We start from the raw sequence: 18207 nt of genomic DNA on the forward strand, positions 1-18207 counted from the left end.
CAGCACCGCGACCCCGGATCCGATCCGCCTTCTCATTCCCCGACACCCCCGGTCCGCACCGGCCCCGACGACGGCGTGACCCGTTCAACGCGCGACCGGGGCCGGTAGAGACGAAAGTTCGTGCAGCGTCGCCCGGACGTAACTCTCACGAGGTCCTTCACCGGACCCGTCGGGGCTGGGGGGATCGGCCGCGGCACCGGGATCGGGGGATCCGGCCCGTCCCTGCCCCCGACGCGGAGGCGCCCGCATGGCGCGTGACGAGCACGATCCCGGAGTGCTCGACCGCCCGCGGGTGGTCGAGCTGCTGCGGGTCGCGGCGCGGCGGCGGGTGACCCTCGTCGTCGCTGGCGGGGGGTTCGGCAAGACCACGGCCCTGCGCGACGCCACCGCCCTGCGTGACGCCCCGGCGGACGGCCGGCTGGCCCTGCGCCAGGCCGACCGCTCCGTCGAGGTGCTGGCCCCGCGGCTGGCCGCGGCGCTCGGCGTCCCCGCCCCGCCCGGGCTGTCGGTGCGCGGTGGCGCGATGGGGGCGGAGGACCGCCGCGCACTCGCCGAGAGCCAGGCCGGGCTGCTGTGCGAGGCCGTCGAGGCGACGGCGGGTCGCACGCTCGGGCACCGCGCTGCTGCACGCGCTGTGCCTGCAGGCCCCGCCGGAGCTGCACGTCGTGCTGTGCGGGCGGCGGTTGCCGCGGCTGAGGCTGGGGCGGCTGCGCGGGCGCGGCGAGGTGACCGAGGTGACGGCGGCCGATCTCGCCTTCACCCCGGACGAGACGGCCGCGCTGCTCGTCGCCCGCTTCGGCCCGGGCGCCGCCGACCTGGCCGGGCCGCTCCGCTCGCTGACGGCGGGGTGGGCCGCGGCCCTCGCGCTCGCGGTCGAGCGACTGGAACGGCTCGACCCCGGGAGCCGCCCGGCCGCGCTGGAGCGGTGGGAGCGGTACCGCGGGGCGAGCTGGCGCGCCTTCGCGGCCGACCTGGTGGCCGCCGAGCCCCCGACCACACGACGGCTCCTCGCGGTGGCCGCCACGACCGGCACCGTCGACGCCGGGCTGGCCCGCGGGCTCGGCGTGCAAGTCACCGAGGACGACGTGGAGGAGATGCAGGACCGCGGCCTGCTGGTGCCGGTCGGCGGGGCCGCGGGATCGGCGCGCGAGGGTCGCGTCGTCTCCCCCGTGCTCGCGTCGGCGGCCCGCGCGCAGCTCGACCCGGGCTCCTCGGCCGCCGTCCGCCGCGACGCGGCGGCCTGGTTGGAGGCCCACGACCGACTGGAGGAGGCGCTGGAGTGCAGCGCGGGCGCCCCGCCGGACTCGACGCGGGCCCTGCTCGCGCGCTGCGGGTACGCGCTGGTCGGGCGCGGGTACGGCGGGCGACTGGCCGAGGTGCTGGGAACCGTCGGCACCGGCGGTGACCCCGGGCTGGAGGGCACGCTCGGTGCGGCGCTGCAGGCCGCGGGCGACTGGGACGGCGCGCTGGAGGTCTACGCGCGACTGTACCGTGCGACGGGCGACGCCCGCCTGCCGCCGCAGGTCGCGTGGCGCTTCGGCGCGCTGCTCTACCTGCGCGGCGGGGCCACGGCAGCTCTCGGGGTGCTCGCCGCCGACGACCCGGACCCGCTGGTCTCGGCGTGGCTGAGCGCGACCCTGTGGAGCAGCGGTGACCTCGACGGGGCGGCGGTCGCCGCCGAGCGGGCCGTCGCCGGAGCCGGTGACGACCCGCTGGCCCGCACCGCCGCGCACGTCGCCGCCGCACTGGTGGCCGCAGGTCGGGGCGACCGGGAGCGCAACGCCGCGGAGTACCGACTCGCGCTCGCCGCGGGCGCGGTGGCGGGCGACTCGGCGCAGCTCGCCCGCATCCACGCCAACCTCAGCTCGCGTGCGGTCGAGGAGGGCGACTACGGCGGGGCGGTCGAGCACGCCGACCAGGCCCTGCGCGCCGGGGCCGGGCACCGCTTCTTCGCCGCGCTCGCGCTGAGCAACAAGGCCGAGGCCCTGCTCCGGACGGGCCGCCTCGTCGAGGCCGGCGCCGCCCTCGACGAGGCCGTCGGGACCTACGCGTGGCTCGGGTCGCTGCGGGAGTGCGTGCCCCGGGCGCTGCTCGGGGCGCTGTACGTGGAGCGCGGCGACCTCGTCCGTGCGCGGGTCTGCCTGGACCAGGCCCTCCGGCTCGCCGAGCGCGCCCACGACGTCCACGCCCGGGTCGGTGCGCTCACCGCGCTCGCGCCGATCCTCGCCCTCGACGACGTGGCGGCAGCGCGCGCGCTCGTCGTCGACGCGGTGGAGGGGGCAAGCAGCCTGGAGCTGCCGCGTGCGCTGTGCGCCGGGGCGCACGTCGAACTGCTCGGTGGCGACGGGCCCGCGGCCGTCGCGCTGGCCCGCCGGGCCGAGGCCGAGGCGCGGCGCACCCACGACCGCGCCGCGATCGCCGAGGCCCTGGAGCTCCCGGGGGCCGCCGCGGACCCGCCGGACCTGCGACTGCTGCGGGACGCCGGGGCGGTGTGGGAGGTCGTCGGCAACCCGATCGCGCAGTGCCGCACCCGGCTCGTGCTCGCGCTGCTGCGCGGCGACGAGGAGCAGGTGGACGACCTGCGCCGGGACCTGTCCGCGATCGGCGCGAGCCCGGACGTCGGCGTCCCGGCGCTGATCGCCGCCCGGCTCCCGTCCGCCGGGCGCCCGGCCGCGGTCCGGATCACCACGCTGGGGCGGTTCCAGGTGGTGCGCGCGGGCCGACCCGTCGCGGTGTCGGACTGGCGGTCGCGCAAGGCCCGGGACCTGCTGAAGATCCTCATCGCCCACCACGGCCACCCCGTCACCCGCGACGCGGCCGCGGACGCGCTGTGGCCGGGCGAGCCGGGGGCCGGCGTGGCCAACCGGTTGTCGGTGGCGCTGAGCGTGCTGCGCCGCGTCCTCGACCCGGGGGCGGGTCCTGCCGGGGGACCACTACCTGGACACCGACCACCGCTCGCTCGCGGTGCGCACCGACCGCGTCGAGGTCGACGTCGTCGCGTTCGACGCGCTCGCGCGCGACGGGATCGCGCTCGTCGCCGACGGGGACCCGGTCGCGGCGGAGGAGTCGCTGCGTCGCGCCGACCGGCTCTACGCGGGCGACTTCCTGGAGGAGGACCGCTTCGAGGACTGGGCCGTCGACCGGCGCGAGGTGGCGCGCGCGACCGCGCAGACCGTGTCGTGGCTGCTCGCCCGCCTCGCCGCGGACCGCGGTGACGAGGAGACGGCCGGGCACCGCCTGTGGCGGCTGCTCGAGCGCGACCCCTACGACGAGGACGCCTGGCAGGCCGCACTGGGCACGGAGCTGCGGTTGGGCCGGCTCGGGCGGGCCCGCCGGCTCTACGCCGGGTACGTGCGGAGGATGGGCGAGCTGGGTGTCGCACCGCTGCCTCTCGCCGACGCCCGGAACAGGCGACTGACCTCGTTCACAGGTCACCTTCAGACCGTCGGAAGGGCCGGGGGCGGAGCCTCGCGCGCATGCCCACGTTCGTCCTGCGCCTGCAGACCCCCGAGCCCCCGCGCGCGGCGTCCGTCCCGCTGCGCGGCGTCGTCGACGAGGTCGCGACCGGTGCATCGAGCACGTTCGCCTGCGCCGCCGAGCTCGTCGCCCTGCTCACCGCGGCCCTACGCGCGGGCCCGGCTCCCGGACCGGCCGAGCGATGACCGCGGAGGAGCCCGCCGACCTGCTCCGCCGCATCTCCGGGGGCTGCCCAGGAGCCTGGGACGACCTGATCCGGCGCTACGCGTCGCTGGTCAGGGCCCGCACCACGGCGTACCGGCTGCAGGAGGCCGACGCCCACGACGTCGCCCAGACCACCTGGCTGCGCCTGGCCGAGAACCTCGACCGGATCCGCACCCCCGAGCACCTGGCCGGCTGGCTCGCCGCCGTCGCCGCCCACGAGTGCCAGCGGGTGGCCCGGGAGCGCACCCGGGTGGTCGTCGCCGACACCCCGACGCTCCCGGCCCCGGAGTGGGAGGCCGCTCGTCGTCGGTGGCCGCCGGGACCTGACCCGATCGGGCGACCCCGCCCGACCGGACCGCGACGGCGGTCGCCGGTACCGTCGGTGCCCGCCGCGCATCCGGTCGCGGCACGGCGGGAGGACTCGTGCAGCCAGGATCGGACCCCACCCGGCGCATCCCGGACCCGACGCGCCGGTTCGACGGGGCGGCCTCCGAAGGGGCGGCCTCCGACGGGGCGGCGACCGAGCGGATCGCCCCGGCCGGCGGCCCGGGCGCGGTGCTCGGCGGGCGCTACCGCCTCGAGGGCCTGCTCGGCGCGGGCGGCATGGCCGACGTCCACCGAGCCGAGGACCTGCGCCTGCACCGCCCGGTCGCGGTCAAGATCTTCCGGCCGGGCACCGACCCCGACGGCGAGCGCCGCTTCGCCGAGGAGGCACGGACGCTGGCCGGGCTGCGCCATCCCGGACTCGTCGCCGTGCACGACTACGCCGTCGAGCGGGGCCGGGCGTACCTCGTCATGGAGCTGGTCGACGGTCCGACGCTGGCCCAGGAGCTCACCCGCGAGCCCTACGACGCCGAGTCGGCCGCCCGCGTCGGGCTGGAGCTCGCGCAGGTGCTCGCCTACGTCCACGGAGAGGGCGTGGTGCACCGCGACATCAAGCCGTCCAACGTCCTCGTCGACCACGACGGCCGGATGCGGCTGGCCGACTTCGGCATCGCCCGGCTCGTCGGGAGCTCCGGGATGACCTCGGCCGACCTCGACGTCGGCACCGTCGCCTACCTCGCCCCCGAGCAGGTCCGCGGCGAGCCGGTCGGCCCGCCCGCCGACGTCTACGCACTCGGCCTCCTGCTGCTGGAGGCGATCCGCGGGCGCCGCGTCTACGACGGCGACGACTGGGCCGCGGCCGAGCAGCGCCTCGACCGCAGGCCCCCGATCCCGAACGACCTGCCCGAACCCCTGCGCGGCACCCTGCGCGCGATGACCGATCCCGACCCCCGTCGCCGTCCCGACGCCCGGCAGGTGGCGGCCCGCCTCAGCGCACCCGCCGTCGAGCCGGAACCGGAGCGCCGGAGCTCGCGCGGGCTGCTGATCGGGCTCGGCCTGCTGGCGGTGCTCGCGGTGGTCGTCTTCGCGCTCACCCGCGGCGGCGACGATCAGACCGACGTGTCGGCCCAGCCCGCGACGTCGACGGTCGAGACGACGGAGGCGGCGCCGACCGAGGACGCCGCGGAACCGACGACGGACGCGGGAGAGGGCAGCGGCGTCTCGATCCCCGACATCCCGACCGCGATCCCCGACCTGCCCGACATCGACATCCCCACCGACATCCCGGACATCCCGGACCTCCCGGAGGTCCCCGAGGGCGCCGTCGACGACGCCCGCAACGCGTGGGAGCAGTTCACCGACTGGCTGGGGCAGTTCTTCTAGGCCCCTTCGACGGTGCCGGGGGCCAGGAAGTCCACGTCGTGCAGCGCGGAGAGGCGGACGACCTCCTCCGGGTCGGTCAGGTCGTGCAGCCGGTCGAACAGCTGCGCGAGCCGCCCGGCGGGGCTGACCCAGAACAACGCGCGGGAGTTCGCGTCGCTGCGGTTGTAGTAGGCGTGCGGCAGCCCCTTGGGCATGCGGACGGTGTCGCCCGGCCCCGCCTTCTCCCACTGCCCGTCGAGGTAGAGCGTGAACACGCCCTCCAGCACGTAGATGTGCTCGTCCTGGGTGGTGTGGACGTGCGGCGGCACACCGGTGCCGGGCGGGTCGAGCGTCTCGAACGCGAAGCTCGTCTCGCTCGCGGCCTTGAGCGAGTAGGTGTGGCCCAGCACGTTCCACACCCGGTTGCCCTGGCCCGCGAGGGTGATTCCGGCGGGCAGCGGTCCGAGCACGATCTCGTCAGCGGTCATGGGGTCGGATCAGACCAGATCGCCCCGGCTCAGTACACCCACCAGCACCCCGCCGTCGACGACGGGCACCATCCGCAGCCCGCGTTCGGCCACCAGCGCGACGGCCTCGCCGACGGTGGCGTCGACCGGCAGCGTGACGGGCGTCCGGGTCATCACGGCGCTGACCGTGCGCCCGGCGCGACCGGCGAGCCGGTCGCCGAGCAGGTCGGCCTCGCTGACGACCCCCATCAGCCGCGCGTCCGCGTCGACCACCGGGAGCGCGGTGAACCGCCGGGCCAGCAGCAGCTCGACGGCCACCTCGACGGGCTCGGTGGGGAGCACCGTCACCGGGTCGCGCGTCATGACCTCCCGCACCGCCGTCGTGGCGACGGCGGCCGGCCGCTCCCGGCCGGGGCGGGCGAGCCCGACCAGCACCTCGTCGGCGGCGTCGTCACGCCCGGTGACCCGGCGCACCAGTGCCCCGAACCGGCCCTCCGGCTTCCACTGCCGCAGCAGGTCGCTGCGGGTGACGACCCCGACGAGCGTGCCGCGCTCCACGATCGGCATGACCCGCAGCTCGCCGTGCGACCGCATCCGCTGCGCCACGACCGACGGGCTCGCGGTCGGCGGCATGGCGAGCACGTCGGGGTTCATGACGTCGTCGACGGGGTCGGCGTCGGTGCCACCGGTCTCGCGGTGGCGCAGCACGTCGAGCAGGCTGACGACGCCGACGAGCCGGTGCCGCGCATTCACCACCGGCAGCGCGCTGAACCCGAAGCGCTGCATCCGCTCCACCGCCGCCGAGACGGCCGCGTCCGACCGGACCGTGACCACCCGCTTGCTCATGACGTCCTGGACCCGTCGCGCCATCACCCCACCGTAGGTGCGTCACTAGACTCCGGCCATGCCTGGCACCGTGGGTGAGCCGGTGACGATATCGGTCGCCGAGCTGGTCGGGATGCTCTCGCTCGCGGCCGACCTCGGCCTGGGCCAGCCGATGGAGCACCTCGCCCGGTCCTGCCTGATCGCCACCCGGTTCGCCGGGCGGATCGGCCTGAGCGACGACGACATCGCGACGACCTACTCCCTCGCGCTGCTCGCGTGGGTCGGCTGCACCGCCGACTCGCACGAGACCTCGGCCCGCTTCGGCGACGACATCGCGCTGCGCGCAGGCGTCTACGACGTCGAGATCGGCAGCCCCCCGATGCTCGGCTACCTCGTGCGGCGGGCGGGGTCGCACGGGTCGGTGCTGCACCGCGCGCGCGTGGCTGGCGGGCTGATCGCCACGATGGGCCGGGTCGTGCAGGATTCGCTGGTGGCCCACTGCCAGGTCACCGGGCAGCTCGCGACCCGGCTCGGGATGTCCGAGCGGCTGTGCCGCTGCATCGGTCAGACGTTCACGCGCTGGGACGGGCGCGGGTCCCCCACGGGCGTCCGGGGTACGGAGATCGACGTGGCGACCCGGATCGTGCGGCTGGCCGACGTCGTCGAGGTCCACCACCGCACCGGCGGGGTCGACGCCGCGCTCGACGTCACGCGTCGCCGCCGGGGTTCCACGCTCGACCCCGACATCGTCGACGCGTTCGTCCGGCACGGCCGCGACCTGCTCGACGGCCTGCCGGCGGAGTCGAGCTGGTCGGAGCTGCTCGCCGCCGACCCGGCCCCGCGGCCACTGAGCGGCACGTCCCTCGATGCCGGCCTGGAGGCCGTCGCCGACTTCGTCGACCTCAAGTCGCCGTACTTCGCCGGCCGCTCCCGCGGCGTCGCCGACCTGGCCGCCGCGGCCGCGCGCCGCACCGGGATGCCCCCCGGCGAGGTGGTCGTCGTGCGTCGCGCGGGCCTGCTGCACGGGCTGGGCCGATCCGGGGTGCCCAACACGATCTGGGACAAGCCCGGGCCGCTCACCGACGTCGAGCGCGAGCGCGTGGAGCTGCACTCGTACTACACCGACCGGATGCTGCGGCGCGTCCCCGCACTCGGCCACGCCGCGGCCGTCGCGGCGATGGCGCACGAGCGGCTCGACGGCTCCGGCTACCACCGCGGGCTCACCGCCACCTCGATCCCGTCGACCGCGCGCCTGCTCGGCGCCGCGGGCAGCTACCACGCGATGATCGAGGTCCGCCCCCACCGCGCCGCGCTGACCCCACCGGCCGCGGCCGCCGCGCTGCGCGGGGAGGCCGCGGCCGGGCGGCTCGACCCCGCCGCGGTCGAGGCCGTACTGGGCAGCGCGGGCCACCACACGCGTCGCCCCTCGGCCGGACCCCGCGGGCTCACCGCCCGCGAGATGCAGGTGCTGGAGCTTCTCGCCAGAGCGGCCACCACCCGTCGGATCGGCGAGGAGCTGGGGATCTCACCGAAGACCGCGGGCAACCACATCGAGCGCATCTACTCCAAGATCGGCACGAGCACCCGCGCCGGTGCCGCGCTGTTCGCGATGCAGCACGGCCTGCTCGCGACCCTGGAGCCCCTGGACGGGTAGGGACAACTCCTCATGACGGCGGGACGGCACGTCCCTAGCGTCGCCGTCATGAGCAACCGAGCCGTCATCAACCTGACCACCGGGCTGGAGGACGCCGAGCGGGTGACCGTGGCCTTCCTGACCGCTGTGGCCGCCGCCGAGTCCGGCCGCCCCACGATGATGTTCCTGACGAAGGAGGCCGCCCGCCTCGCCGTGCCCGGCGTCGCCGTCGCGACCGCGTGCGAGGGCTGCCCGCCGCTGACCGAGTTGATCGACCGCTACGAGCGGGCGGGCGGCCGCTACCTCGTCTGCCCGATCTGCGTGCACGCCAAGAAGCTGGACACCGCGTTCATCGCGGGCGCGGAGATGGGCGGCACGGTGCCGCTGTGGGAGTGGATCGGCGAGGAGGCCGCCACCACGTTCAGCTTCTGAGGAACTCTGTCGGACCTCTCGGGCAGAATCGAGCGGGTGAGCGACACCACGGCGCAGGACCTCGACCTGGCCCGCGCCCGCGAGGGCGACGACGCCGCGTTCACCCGGCTCGTCGCGCCGCTGCGCCGGGAGCTGCACGCGCACTGCTACCGGATGCTCGGCTCCACCCACGACGCCGACGACGCCCTGCAGGACGCGCTCGTGCGCGCCTGGCGGGGGCTCGCCCGGTTCGAGGGCCGGGCGTCGTTGCGGTCCTGGCTCTACACCGTCGCCACCCGCACCTGCCTCACCGCGGCGGAGCGGCGGGGAAGGCGGGCGCTGCCCGTCGACCTCGGCTCGTCCAGCGACCGCGCCGTGCGCGGTGACGCGCCGCTGCACGAGGTGGCCTGGCTCGGCCCCTACCCCGACGGCGACCTGACCGGCGGTCCCGCCGGGCCGCACGCGCGCTACGAGCAGCGAGAGGCCGTGGAGCTGGCGTTCGTCGCCGCCCTGCAGCACCTGCCGGGCAACCAGCGGGCGGCGCTGCTGCTCTTCGAGGTGCTCGGGTTCTCCGCGGCCGAGATCGCCGCCGTCATGGACACCTCCACGGCGTCGGTCAACAGCGCGCTGCAGCGGGCCCGGAAGATCGTCGCCGAGAAGGTGCCGGACCGCAGCCAGCAGAAGACCCTGCGCGACCTCGACGACGGGCGCATGCACCGCATCGTCGCCGACTACTCCGCCGCGCTCGAACGCGGCGACACCGACGCGCTGGTCGCGCTGCTGACCGAGGACGTCACGTGGTCGATGCCGCCGCTGCCGCACTGGTACCGCGGCATCGAGGCCGTCACCGATTTCGCGGTGGCCGTGCCGCTGGGCGCCTGCGGGGCGTGGCGACGGATCCCCACCGGGGCCAACGGCCAGCCGGCCACCGGTTCCTACCTCTGGGACGACGCCGCGGGGAGGTTCCAGGCGTTCGCGATCGACGTGCTGACGCTGCGCGGCGAGCAGATCGTGGAGATCACCACGTTCATCGGCCCGGAGCACTTCACGGTGTTCGGGCTGCCGCCCACGCTCGGGCGCTGAGCGTCAGTCCTTCTCCCACAGCGCCCACGGCCGGTCGCCCGCGAGGTAGGCGCGCTCCAGGGCGGAGCGCTCCTTGTTCGTGTCGGCCGGCGCCCAGAACCCGCGGTGGCGGTGGGCGAGCAGCCTGCCCTCCTTGGCGAGCGCGGCGCAGGCGTCGTCCATGAGGTCGCCGCCCTCGGGCAGGTAGTCGAAGATCTCCGGGCGGAGCACGAAGAACCCGCCGTTCTCCCACAGCGGCATCCGGTGCAGCGGGGTGACGCCGGAGACCCGGTCGTCCGCCCCGAGGTCGACGCAGTGGAACGAGGCCTGCGGCGTGACGGCGAGCAGCGTGGCGACGGCGTCGGTGGCCGCGAACTCGTCGACCATCGCGTCGAGGTCGAGGTCGGTGAGGACGTCGGCGTAGTTGGCCAGGAACATCTCCTCCCCCTCGACGTGCCCGCGCACGCGGCGCAGCCGCTCGCCGATCGGCGAGCCCTCCCCGGTCTGCACGAACGTGATCGTCCAGTCCTGGATGTCGGAGCCCAGCAGCTCCACCTGGCCGCCGCGCATGACGAAGTCGTTGGACGCCGTCTCGGAGTAGCCGAGGAAGAAGTCCTTGATGTACTGGGCGCCGTAGCCGAGGCACAGCACGAAGTCGGTGTGGCCGAAGTGCGCGTAGTAGCGCATGACGTGCCAGATCAGCGGTCGAGGTCCGACCGGATACATCGGCTTCGGGACGTCGGACACGCCATCACGCATACGGGTGCCGTAACCACCGCAGAAGAGCACGACCTTCATCAGAACACCTCGATAACGGACATACCACGTACTCTACGTGTGCGTGAGAGTTGCGCACCCCCCCTTCGTCTGGTGATCCATCCGTCCGAACCGACCGGGCCGGGAGGCCGAACTCCGCTGTTCGCCACCGGTCGGGCGATGGGGCACAGTCGTGGGGTGTCCGGTGCCCGCGTCGTCCTCGCCGTCGACGGCAACTCGCTCGTGCACCGCTGCTTCCACTCCCAGGCGCGCACCGGGTTCCGCTCGGCCGACGGGCGTCCGCGGTGGGCGGTGCGCGGGTTGCTCTCCCAGCTCGTCGCGGCCGTCGACCGGATCGGGCCCGACCACGTCGTCGTCGGCTTCGACGACCCCGCCGCGAGCGTGCGGCGGGAACGCTGGCCGCAGTACAAGGCGCACCGCACGGAGAAGCTGGCCACGCTCGTCGAGCAGCTCGACGCCGCGGGCGAGGTCCTGCGCACGCTGGGGATCTCCGTCGTCGTCCCGACCGGGTGGGAGGCCGACGACGTTCTCGCCTCCGTCGCCCGCCAGGCCCCCGCGGCGGGCGCGACGACCGTCGTCATGACCTCGGACCGCGACGCCTTCGGTCTCATCGACGCCCACACGCGCGTGTTGCGGATCATCAACGGCGGCGTCGACGCGTCCCCGGTGCTCACCCCCGAGCGGCTGGTGACCCTGCTCGGCGTGCGGCCCGAGCAGTACCCCGACTTCGCCGCACTGCGCGGGGACCCGTCGGACAACCTGCCCGGCGTGCGCGGGGTCGGCCCGCGCACCGCCGCCAAGCTGCTCACGGCGCTCGGGTGCGCGGAGGCGGCGTTCGACGACCTCGACGCGGGTGGCACCCGTGTCGCCGACACCGTCGGGCCCGCGGTGGCCGCGCGCCTGGCCACGCCGCAGGCGCGGGCGGCGTGGGCCCTGAACCGGCAGGTCATGATGATGCGCGACGACGTCGCCGTCGACCTCGACGCCGGTCGCCTCCCGCTCCCCGGCGACGCCGTGCGCGCCGCGTTCGCCGAGCAGGACCTGCCGTGGACCGCCGCCACCGCCCTGCGGGCCCTGGCCCACGACGACTCCGCTCCCCCGCCGCCCGCGCGGACCGACCTGGAGACCGGCTGGTCACCCGGTGCGTCCCGCCGGCAGCGCCGCCCGGCGCTGCCGCGGACACCCGTCGTCGACCAGCTGTCCCTGTTCTGAAGGTGAGCCCCGTCTCGAACGCGTGAGGAATCGGACGGAGTGGGCACCCTACTACCGAGTACACCCACTTACCCCGAGAGGAACCCGTCATGGCCGACCGTCACGTCGTACCCGCAGAGACCGGCTGGCAGGTCGAGAAGCCCGACGCCAAGCGCCCGAGCGCGAAGGCCCCCACGCAGGCCGAAGCCGTCACCCGCGCCGTCGAGATCGTCGCGAACGACGGCGGCGGCGAGGTCGTGGTGCACGGCACGGACGGCGCGGTCCGCGAGACCCGGACGATCGCCTCCGGCACCGAGGACACCGCGACGCAGGCCGCGGCCACCACGGCCGTCGCCACCGCGGAGGGTGCAGCGGTCACCGCCGGCAAGGCCGCCGACGCGGTCGGCGCCACCACCGGGAAGGTGGCGGACGAGGCGAAGGGCGCGGCGAAGAAGACCCGGCGCACGACGAAGGCCACCGCGGACCGGACCGCCGACAGGGCGTCCGCCGCCGCCGGTGACGTCGCCGACGAGCTCGCCGACGCCGTCAACGGGCGCAAGAAGGCCGGCACCGCCGCCCGCCGCTCCGCCGACACGGTCAGCGCCGCCGCGGAGAAGGTCGGCAAGGACGTGTCCTCCGCCGCCTCCGACGTCGCCGACGACGTGAACGCCGCGGGCACCCGCGCCCGCGCCGCGGTCGACCGCACCGCCCGCGAGGCCGGGGACGCCGTCGTCGACGGTGCCGACCGCGCCGCCGTCGTCGGTGAGGACGCCGGCGAGCGCCTCCAGGACGCCTCGCACCGCGCGGGCACCTTCATCCACTCGTTCACCGAGCGGGTCGCGTCGCCGATCGACAACGCGGCCCGTGCCCTGAACCCGGTGCGCATCGCCGGTCGCACCGCGGGCGTCGTGATCGCCGGAGCGCTGCACGTCGGCTCCGTCGTCACCACGCGCGGCACCCGGCAGGCCCGCCGCACCGCGCGCCTGGTCACCGGCCGCCGCTGATCCCCCGGCACCTCGGAGCCGTACCGCTGATCCCCGGCGGCACGGCTCCGACGCGTGCCAGGCTGTTCCCGTGCCGGTCGGTCGCTCGGCGGAGCTCGAAACCATCACCTCCTTGCTCGCCGACGCCCGAGGTGCTCGTCTCCGTCGTGGCCGACGGCGGGCTCGGCGGCGGGTCACTCGGCGTGCCGCCGGCCGGGATGGCGGGCGGCTTCGCGATCTCCGGCCGCGGGCCGCGGTGGGCCCGGGTGGCCGTCGCGCCGGTGGCACTGGTCGGGTGGCCGCTGTTCGCGCCGCTGATCGACCCCGGGCTGGTGGTCACCACCCCGCGCGGGGCGTGGGTCGCGGTCCTGTTCGGGTCCTCGCTCGCCGTGCTCGTCGCGTGCTGCTCGATCCCGCACCGGGCGGTCGCCGTCAGCCGGCCAGGACCTCCCGCAGCCGCGTGACGAACGCGGCCGGGTCGTCGACGAATCCGATGTGCCCGCCGGGGAACATCGTCGGCTCGACGCCCAGCTCCGCGGCGAGTGCGCGGGACGTGCGGTCGCAGACCTCCCCGGCGGAGTCCGACCCGATCCCGACGACGACGCGGACCGGCGTCGCCCGCAGCGCGTCGAGGTCGGGGAGCCAGTTGCTGCTGCCGGTCATCTCGTGCAGGAACCAGCGGCGCTCGTCGGCGACCGCCTGCGGCTCGCGGGCCACCATCACCTCCGCGGGGACCGGGATCCGCGCGGACTCCAGGAACAGCGTCCACGCCCCGAGCGCGTCGCCCACTCGGTAGCGCTCCACCATCGCGTCGGTCTCGGCGCGCAGGGCGTCGCGGTCGTCGAGCAGACCCTGCAGCGGCGCCTCGTGCACCACGACGGTGTGCACGAGGTCGGGATGCGACTGCGCGAGGGCCAGCGCGGTGACCGCTCCCCCGCTGGACCCGACGACGACCGCCCGTCCGGCGTCGAGGTGCGTGATCAACCGCGCGACGTCGTCGGCCCGCAGCTCCGGGGTGGAGTCCTGCCCCGGGTCGTCGAGCGGGCTGCGGTGGATGCCGCGCGGGTCGGTCGTCAGCACCGTGTGGTCGACGGCGAGGAGGTCGGCCGCGGCCATGAACGCGGCGGCGTCCATCGGCGCGCCGATCAGTACCACGAGCGGCCCGGAGCCGCGCACCTCGAAGTACAGCTCGGCGTCGTCGACGCGGTGGGTGGTGGCGAGGGTGTCCGGCATCGGGTTCTCCTGGCGTCGCGGATCGGGTCGCGGAACAGACCCGCGCCGGCGCCCGGAATCATCGCCGTCTCACGACACCGTCACGACGACCTTCCCGCGCGCGTGCCCCTGCTCGACGTAGCGCAGCCCCTCCGCGACGTCGACCAGCGGGTACGTCCGGTCGATCACCGGCCGCAGCAGCCCGTCGGCGACGAGCGCCCCGAGCGCGGGCAGGTCGGCGGGCTTCGGGGTGGAGGCCAGGAACCGGATCCGGTGCCGGACGAACGGGTCGGTCACCGCCGCGCGCAGCACCGTTCCGACCGCCCCGAGGAACGCACCCGGCGCACCACCCGCACAGAGCACCAGCGTGCCGTCCGGGACGAGGACCCGGCGCAGCGCGGGGATCGGGTGGTTGCCCGCGAGGTCCACGACGACGTCGTACCGCTCGGGGCGGCCGGTCACGTCGTCGGCGGTGTGGTCGACGACAGCGGCCGCGCCGAGCGAACGCACCAGGTCGAGGTTGCGGGTGCTGCAGACGCCGGTGACCTCCGCCCCCAGCGCGACGGCGATCTGCACCGCGAACGTACCGACGCCGCCGGACGCCCCGTTGACGAGCACCCGGGTCCCGGGCGTCACCGCACCGACGTCCCGGATCGCGTGCAACGCGGTGATCCCGGCCGTCGGCATCGCCGCGGCCTGCTCGGCGGACAGGCCGGGCGGCACGGGCGCGAGCAGTGCGGCCGGCGCCGCGGCGTACTCGGCGAATGCGCCGCGGCCGCTGCCGTGGACCTCGTCGCCCTCGCGGAGGCCGGTGACCCCCGCACCGACACCCACCACCCGTCCCGCGACGTCCGACCCGGCGATCCGCCCCCGCGGCCGCCGCAGCCCGATCCCGCCGAGCCGCGCGACCAGCGGGTCGCCGCGCAGCACATGCCAGTCGGCCGGGTTGAGTGCCGCCGCCCGCACCCGGATCAGCACCTCGCCCGGCCCCACGTGGGGCACGTCGGCGTCGATCAGCTCCAGCACCTCCGGTGGTCCGAACCGTTCCTGCACGATCGCCTTCATCCCGGCCTCCCCGCGGTGTCGCATCGAGGATGGGCCGGGGCGGCGGGCCGGACATCGGGGACATCCCGGAGACGGACCCCTACGGCGTCCAGCCGAGGTCGCGGATGTAGCAGCTCCCGCACATCGACTCGTACCCCACGTCCCCCTCGATGGCGACCTGGTCACCGGACTGCGTGAACCGCCCGTCGACCGTGCGCGCGTTGAGGATCGCCTTGCGCCCGCACCGGCAGATCGTCTTGAGCTCCTCGATGGAGTGCGCGAGCTCCATCAGCCGGATGCTGCCGGGAAAGCCGCGCGTGCGGAAATCGCTGCGCAGGCCGTAGGCGATGACCGGCACGCCGTCCTCCACGGCGAGCCGGAAAAGGTCGTCGACCTGCTCGGGGGAGAGGAACTGGGCCTCGTCGACGAGCACGCAGTCGATCTCGCGGGCCGCGAGGATCCGCTCCCGCACCGGGACGTCCGGCCCCGCGACGAGGTCGACCTCCCGGTCGACCCCGATCCGCGACAGCACGGCCGGGCTCTTGGTGTCGACCGCCGGCTTGACGATGAGGACGCGCTGCCCGCGCTCCTCGTAGTTGTGCGCCACCTGGATCAGCGCCGTCGACTTGCCGGAGTTCATCGCGCCGTAGCGGAAGTACAGCTTGGCCACGGCTCACGATCTCACGGGCGGCAGGCGAATCCCTGGTAGCCCTGGGCCGCCACGTGGGCGCAGGCCTGCCGGTGGGCGTCGAACCCGCCGACCCACATCATGCGCTTGCGAGCCTTGCCCTCGATGTTGCCGCCGGTGTACCGGGACGCCACCTCCGGGTAGAGGGCCGGATGACCCGTGACCGCCTCATCGACGCGGCCTGCACTGCACTGCCCGGACCAGGAGTCGGTCTTCACCGCCGCGTTCGCGCACCGGACGGGTCGGGTCGCGCACCGGCCCACGGCGGCCCCGGCCCGATCCGCGAGTGGCTGGACCGGGCGATGGGGTGGCGGGACGGCAGCGCCGCGTTCCAGCCGGTGGTCCGCGAGGCCCAGTCCCCCGACGCCCGCTTCGCCGTCGCGCGGCTCGTCCGGTTCCCGCCGGAGCAGCACGACCGGGTGCGGCGCAAGATCGTCCTGCTGATGCTCCAGCTCGACGTCGCCTGGTACCGGTGGCACGTCACCGGCACCTACGCGGTCGACCGCGACGAGCTCGGCGCGCTGTGGTGCAGCACGCTGGGCGTGTCGACCGGCCGATCCCCGTCAGGGGGCGAGGTGTTCGACGAACCAGTCCCGGGCCGGCCCGCTGGAGACGTCGAACCCGTCGACGTAGGCGTCGAAGTGCCCGCCGGGCAGGATGCTGAGCTTCTTCGGCTCGTGGGCCAGGTCGAACGCGGCGATCGCCAGTTCCGACGGGGTGAGGTGGTCGCCGAGCGCCGGCATGAGCAGCAGCGGCGTCGGGCTGATGTAGGGCAGGTAGGTGACCGGCTCGTACTCGGTGAACAGCTCCACGCTGCGCAGCGTCACCTCGTTGCGCCACGACGGCGCGCGCGTCTTGCCGGTCTCGGTGAACCACGTGTACGAGTCGGCCGTGGGCAGCGCGGAGGGGGCCAGCGGGTCGGCGTCGACGACGGGCACCATCGCGGGCGGGTCGCCGTGGAAGCGCGCGAGGCGGTCGTTGTCGAACATCTCGCGGAACCCGGCGAGGAAGTCGGCCCGGACCAGCGCCCGCACGTTGTCGTGCCCGCTGACCAGCGGGACCTGGCTGACGACGGCCTTCACCCGGCGGTCGATCGCCGCGACGACCAGCACATGCCCGCCGGAGTAGCTGCTGCCCCACACCCCGATGCGCGACGCGTCGGTCTCGGCCAGGGTCCCCGCGTAGGTGATCGCGTGGCGGTAGTCGCGGATCTGCGCCCAGGGGTCGATCTCCTGGCGCGGCTCGCCGTCGCTGGCGCCGAAGTTGCGGTTGTCGTAGACCAGCGCGTTGAGACCCGCGGCCGCGAACACCTCGGCGAACGCGTCGAGGTACATCTCCTTCACCGCGGAGAACCCGTGCGCCATCACCACCGTCGGTGCCGGACCGGAGGCGCCCTCGGCCGTGTAGAACCAGCCGCGCAGGGTCACGCCCTCGGCGTCGAACTCGACATCGCGACGAGCCATCTCGGATCCTCCTGGGGTCGCGGTGACCGGGTCAGTCCCGGTCTGCTGTGACCCCAGTCTCATCCGTGCGGACGCCGCCGCGTTGCACGGCCGCGCCAGGCCGTTGTACGTGCGCGCCACCCCGGTAGTCGCTCGGCGAGCGCCCGTAGCGGGCCTTGAACGTGCGGCTGAAGTGGCTGATGTCGGAGAAGCCCCACCGGTGCGCGATCACCGAGATGGGCCGGTCGGTCTTCGTCAGGTCGTCGCGGGCCCGGGCGAGGCGGCGCACCCGGATCACCTCGCCGACCGTCTGCCCGGTGGCGTTGAAGACCCGGTTGACGGTGCGGATCGAGACGCCGTGGGCACTCGCGATCGACGTCGGCGTCACGGCGTCGAGCAGGTGCTGCTCGATGAACCGGTCCATCGACGCGCGCAGCGCGGGCCGGGCCGTGCTCGTCGACGGGACGTCGCCGTCGGCTCGCAGCGCCCCGATGAACAGCTCCAGCGTCGCGTTGCGGGCGGCCGCCACCGCGGACGGCGGCAGGTCGGGCAGGGCCATGCTCAGCGTGTCGAGGTAGGTCGTGAGCAGCCGCGTCGCGGGCGACCGCCCGTCGAGCCGGATGCCGCCGGTCACCCACGTCCGCCCGCTGACCTCGTCGAGCGCCGCCCGCGGGATCAGCAGGCTCCGTTTCGACAGCGGCTCCCACACCGCGAACCGCGCCGGCTTCGTGCTGTCCCACGCCACGACGTCACCGGGCTTCAGCTCCGCCTCGACGCCGCACTGGCTGACGGTCTCGCGGCCCGCCCGGGTGATGAGGACGGTCACGAACTCGCCGTCGGTGTCGGCGACCTGCCTGCGCTGCCGCGTGCCCGAGCAGGGCCCGCACGCGCAGTCGACGAGCGCGAGGTCGTCGATCCACCAGCGGCGGATCCGGGCGTCGAAAGCGGGCGCGTCGGGCACCGACACCGTCCACGGCAGGTGGGTCGCCGACAGCATCTCCCGCCACTGCGACGCCCGGTCCCCCGGACCCGTCGCCCAGGCCTCGTGCCCGCGCGCCGTCCCGTGCTCGCGCGCCATGGCCACCTCCGCCCGATGACGCCGTCG

General features: G+C 75.2%; 18 protein-coding genes and 2 pseudogenes. 10 read left to right on the plus strand and 10 right to left on the minus strand.

Translation table 11 applies throughout. The annotated features are described in order from the left end of the window. Positions 1-157 precede the first annotated feature (157 nt). Positions 158-616 carry a hypothetical protein gene (locus I4I81_RS22820; RefSeq protein ID WP_218601818.1) on the minus strand — a complete coding sequence of 153 codons (459 nt, stop codon included), beginning with the start codon at positions 614-616 and terminating at the stop codon, positions 158-160. Positions 617-2964: 2348 nt separating this feature from the next. Here I4I81_RS22820 and I4I81_RS31655 point away from each other — a divergent pair. The 4 genes and pseudogenes from I4I81_RS31655 to I4I81_RS22845 all read left to right on the plus strand — a co-directional run. Continuing rightward, positions 2965-3330: pseudogene (locus I4I81_RS31655) on the plus strand (bacterial transcriptional activator domain-containing protein); the annotation flags it as partial. Positions 3331-3476: 146 nt separating this feature from the next. Further along, positions 3477-3662 (plus strand): hypothetical protein, encoded by a 186-nt coding sequence (locus tag I4I81_RS22835; RefSeq protein WP_218601836.1) that lies wholly within the window; start codon positions 3477-3479, stop codon positions 3660-3662. Then, positions 3659-3919 (plus strand): annotated as a pseudogene (locus I4I81_RS22840) (RNA polymerase sigma factor); the annotation flags it as partial. The gene I4I81_RS22835 and the pseudogene I4I81_RS22840, both read left to right, overlap by 4 nt. 185 nt (positions 3920-4104) lie before the next feature. After that, positions 4105-5388 carry a serine/threonine-protein kinase gene (locus I4I81_RS22845; RefSeq protein WP_218601820.1) on the plus strand — a complete coding sequence of 428 codons (1284 nt, stop codon included), beginning with the start codon at positions 4105-4107 and terminating at the stop codon, positions 5386-5388. Here the strand turns inward: I4I81_RS22845 and I4I81_RS22850 are convergent. Together I4I81_RS22850 and I4I81_RS22855 are read right to left on the minus strand one after the other, a co-directional pair. Continuing rightward, positions 5385-5855: a cupin domain-containing protein gene (locus I4I81_RS22850; protein WP_218601821.1), complete on the minus strand. Its 471-nt coding sequence runs from the start codon at positions 5853-5855 to the stop codon at positions 5385-5387. The genes I4I81_RS22845 and I4I81_RS22850 overlap by 4 nt on opposite strands. Before the next feature lie 9 nt (positions 5856-5864). Next, complete coding sequence (locus tag I4I81_RS22855) at positions 5865-6704, minus strand: CBS domain-containing protein (RefSeq protein ID WP_218601822.1); 840 nt, start codon at positions 6702-6704, stop codon at positions 5865-5867. Positions 6705-6738: 34 nt separating this feature from the next. On the opposite strand from I4I81_RS22855, the gene I4I81_RS22860 reads away from it, so the two are divergent. From I4I81_RS22860 to I4I81_RS22870, 3 genes are read left to right on the plus strand one after another with little or no spacing between them, the layout of a single operon-like run. Then, a complete protein-coding gene (locus tag I4I81_RS22860; RefSeq protein WP_218601823.1) occupies positions 6739-8313 on the plus strand; it encodes an HD domain-containing phosphohydrolase in 1575 nt (524 codons plus the stop codon). Between the two features lie 48 nt (positions 8314-8361). Continuing rightward, positions 8362-8724 (plus strand): DsrE family protein, encoded by a 363-nt coding sequence (locus tag I4I81_RS22865; protein WP_218601824.1) that lies wholly within the window; start codon positions 8362-8364, stop codon positions 8722-8724. A 36-nt stretch (positions 8725-8760) separates the two neighbouring features. Further along, positions 8761-9786 (plus strand): sigma-70 family RNA polymerase sigma factor, encoded by a 1026-nt coding sequence (locus tag I4I81_RS22870; protein WP_218601825.1) that lies wholly within the window; start codon positions 8761-8763, stop codon positions 9784-9786. Positions 9787-9789: 3 nt separating this feature from the next. On the opposite strand, the gene I4I81_RS22875 is transcribed toward I4I81_RS22870, so the two are convergent. Next, positions 9790-10563 carry a sugar phosphate nucleotidyltransferase gene (locus I4I81_RS22875; RefSeq protein ID WP_218601826.1) on the minus strand — a complete coding sequence of 258 codons (774 nt, stop codon included), beginning with the start codon at positions 10561-10563 and terminating at the stop codon, positions 9790-9792. 156 nt (positions 10564-10719) lie between these two features. Between I4I81_RS22875 and I4I81_RS22880 the strand changes: the two genes are divergently transcribed. The 3 genes from I4I81_RS22880 to I4I81_RS22890 all read left to right on the plus strand — a co-directional run bounded on the left by I4I81_RS22880 (position 10720) and on the right by I4I81_RS22890 (position 13180). After that, complete coding sequence (locus I4I81_RS22880; protein WP_218601827.1) at positions 10720-11754, plus strand: 5'-3' exonuclease; 1035 nt, start codon at positions 10720-10722, stop codon at positions 11752-11754. A gap of 89 nt (positions 11755-11843) precedes the next feature. Continuing rightward, complete coding sequence (locus I4I81_RS22885) at positions 11844-12737, plus strand: DUF2188 domain-containing protein (RefSeq protein WP_218601828.1); 894 nt, start codon at positions 11844-11846, stop codon at positions 12735-12737. 131 nt (positions 12738-12868) lie between these two features. Beyond that, positions 12869-13180 (plus strand): hypothetical protein, encoded by a 312-nt coding sequence (locus I4I81_RS22890; RefSeq protein ID WP_218601829.1) that lies wholly within the window; start codon positions 12869-12871, stop codon positions 13178-13180. Here I4I81_RS22890 and I4I81_RS22895 read toward each other — a convergent pair. From I4I81_RS22895 to I4I81_RS22920, 6 genes are all read right to left on the minus strand, one after another. Then, on the minus strand, positions 13149-13949 hold the full coding sequence (locus I4I81_RS22895) for an alpha/beta fold hydrolase (protein ID WP_218601830.1): 801 nt from the start codon (positions 13947-13949) through the stop codon (positions 13149-13151). The genes I4I81_RS22890 and I4I81_RS22895 overlap by 32 nt on opposite strands. A gap of 69 nt (positions 13950-14018) precedes the next feature. Next, the gene (locus tag I4I81_RS22900; RefSeq protein ID WP_218601831.1) at positions 14019-14993 is read right to left on the minus strand and encodes an NAD(P)-dependent alcohol dehydrogenase; all 975 of its coding nucleotides are present in this window, start codon (positions 14991-14993) and stop codon (positions 14019-14021) included. Between the two features lie 79 nt (positions 14994-15072). Continuing rightward, entirely contained in the window at positions 15073-15642 is a 570-nt protein-coding gene (locus I4I81_RS22905) for a thymidine kinase (RefSeq protein WP_218601832.1), read from the minus strand. A gap of 11 nt (positions 15643-15653) precedes the next feature. Further along, complete coding sequence (locus I4I81_RS22910; protein WP_218601833.1) at positions 15654-16139, minus strand: hypothetical protein; 486 nt, start codon at positions 16137-16139, stop codon at positions 15654-15656. Between the two features lie 84 nt (positions 16140-16223). Continuing rightward, positions 16224-17123: an alpha/beta hydrolase gene (locus I4I81_RS22915; RefSeq protein WP_218601834.1), complete on the minus strand. Its 900-nt coding sequence runs from the start codon at positions 17121-17123 to the stop codon at positions 16224-16226. A gap of 31 nt (positions 17124-17154) precedes the next feature. Further along, positions 17155-18180 (minus strand): helix-turn-helix domain-containing protein, encoded by a 1026-nt coding sequence (locus tag I4I81_RS22920; protein ID WP_218601835.1) that lies wholly within the window; start codon positions 18178-18180, stop codon positions 17155-17157. Positions 18181-18207 lie beyond the last annotated feature (27 nt).

It is taken from the genome of Pseudonocardia abyssalis (assembly GCF_019263705.2).
Taxonomy (GTDB): domain Bacteria; phylum Actinomycetota; class Actinomycetes; order Mycobacteriales; family Pseudonocardiaceae; genus Pseudonocardia; species Pseudonocardia abyssalis.

What these genes read in the sequence shown, in the direction of transcription:
- I4I81_RS22850 (WP_218601821.1), bottom strand. Translation starts at nt 5,855, where the DNA reads ATGACCGCTGACGAGATCGTGCTCGGACCGCTGCCCGCCGGAATCACC.
- I4I81_RS22885 (WP_218601828.1), top strand. Translation starts at nt 11,844, where the DNA reads ATGGCCGACCGTCACGTCGTACCCGCAGAGACCGGCTGGCAGGTCGAG.
- I4I81_RS22875 (WP_218601826.1), bottom strand. Translation starts at nt 10,563, where the DNA reads ATGAAGGTCGTGCTCTTCTGCGGTGGTTACGGCACCCGTATGCGTGAT.
- I4I81_RS22900 (WP_218601831.1), bottom strand. Translation starts at nt 14,993, where the DNA reads ATGAAGGCGATCGTGCAGGAACGGTTCGGACCACCGGAGGTGCTGGAG.
- I4I81_RS22920 (WP_218601835.1), bottom strand. Translation starts at nt 18,180, where the DNA reads ATGGCGCGCGAGCACGGGACGGCGCGCGGGCACGAGGCCTGGGCGACG.
- I4I81_RS22915 (WP_218601834.1), bottom strand. Translation starts at nt 17,123, where the DNA reads ATGGCTCGTCGCGATGTCGAGTTCGACGCCGAGGGCGTGACCCTGCGC.
- I4I81_RS22835 (WP_218601836.1), top strand. Translation starts at nt 3,477, where the DNA reads ATGCCCACGTTCGTCCTGCGCCTGCAGACCCCCGAGCCCCCGCGCGCG.
- I4I81_RS22855 (WP_218601822.1), bottom strand. Translation starts at nt 6,704, where the DNA reads ATGGCGCGACGGGTCCAGGACGTCATGAGCAAGCGGGTGGTCACGGTC.
- I4I81_RS22895 (WP_218601830.1), bottom strand. Translation starts at nt 13,949, where the DNA reads ATGCCGGACACCCTCGCCACCACCCACCGCGTCGACGACGCCGAGCTG.
- I4I81_RS22865 (WP_218601824.1), top strand. Translation starts at nt 8,362, where the DNA reads ATGAGCAACCGAGCCGTCATCAACCTGACCACCGGGCTGGAGGACGCC.
- I4I81_RS22860 (WP_218601823.1), top strand. Translation starts at nt 6,739, where the DNA reads ATGCCTGGCACCGTGGGTGAGCCGGTGACGATATCGGTCGCCGAGCTG.